Source organism: Zobellia sp. OII3 (assembly GCF_002211465.1).
GTDB classification, from domain to species: Bacteria; Bacteroidota; Bacteroidia; order Flavobacteriales; family Flavobacteriaceae; genus Zobellia; species Zobellia galactanivorans.
In genome coordinates this window covers 1-1,193 of the sequence record NZ_MWRZ01000032.1, presented here as the reverse complement: position 1 = coordinate 1,193, position 1,193 = coordinate 1, and the positions used below count along the sequence as shown (strand labels likewise).

The following is a 1,193-nucleotide window of genomic DNA, read 5'->3' as shown; positions in this document are numbered from 1 at the left end:
AAGATAGTGCCAAGGGTGAAAAGAGCCTTGGTTTGATGATTTACGAACCGCCGTATACGAGACCCGTACGTACGGTGGTGTGAGGGGTGCACTCCGTCATTTGATGGCGGAGCCATCCACTCGATTACCCAACGTTTTTCGTTCCACTGATTCTCTCAACCCGTAATTTTCTCCAATCCGAATTTAGGTTAATTTTTTAATTTTGATAAAATTTATCAATCCTGTCAGTTATATTCAGTTTAATGAGAAATCCGTCTGCTGGTTTTTTAAGAACTTATGTTTCAATTTAAATCTTTAATAGTGTAGAGGACTTTTTTTTCTTTATTCAAAATAAACATTGTGTGGAAGCTTGTTCTTATCTTGTTCTCCGACTGATAAAATTGTTCTGTGATACAGGCAGCAAAAAATCCCTCTTCAAACTTTAAATCCTGGAGTATCTTACATTCTGGGTAATTTTTGTGAAAAAAATCAAACATCTGAAGAATCTCTTTTTTTCTTATTTCAGATAGAAGTTTATATGGTGTCCAAGGCTGTTGCATCGGTCTTTTTGAATAACCTTCGCACGTTAAATTATCCTGCCATTCGTCAAGTGGTACGCTATTTTTTAAATCAATCTTATTTATTCTATATGCCGCAGGAGAACAGACCATTGATTCTTTCAAAATATTTGCTTTGTCTGGAATCTCCTGATTTCTCACATAATCACAAGAATAAATTAAACCCATTATAATATAGAATATTACCTTTTTCAATGATGTTTCTTTAAATGTTGGGTAACGTTGTTGTGTATGGTTAGTTGCGTGGTTAAGCAACTAATTTAGCAAATAAATCACAGATAGAATATTCCGCAGGAATGTTCGTAAGTCGGCAGTGACCTAGCAATTAATTATACACGGTGTGTGTGCCCAGTATGGGCATCTTTTAACTACAGAAAAGTAGTTAATTAATCTAGAGGGTGCAAGTCCCTCATGCGCTGGAGTAACGTCTGGAAGCATTAGTAAGTCGCAAGGGTGGTAACTGCGAAGTTACATCTGAAGAAAGCGAGACTACAAAACTCGGTACTGACGAACAGGAACCGTATACAGAGGCATATTTACTTGGGTAAGCAAGCACATCATTGTAACGCCCTAAGAACATCAAAAGGGTAGATATGTAGATACGGCGGTTATTGAGTGAAAGAAGATGTTCTTACC

Annotated in this window: 1 protein-coding gene; it reads right to left on the bottom strand. The window is 37.0% G+C overall.

The genetic code is table 11. The features are described 5' to 3' along the window. Nucleotides 1-281: 281 nt before the first annotated feature. A complete protein-coding gene (locus tag B4Q04_RS22350) occupies nucleotides 282-752 on the bottom strand; it encodes a hypothetical protein (protein ID WP_123772427.1) in 471 nt (156 codons plus the stop codon). Nucleotides 753-1,193 lie beyond the last annotated feature (441 nt).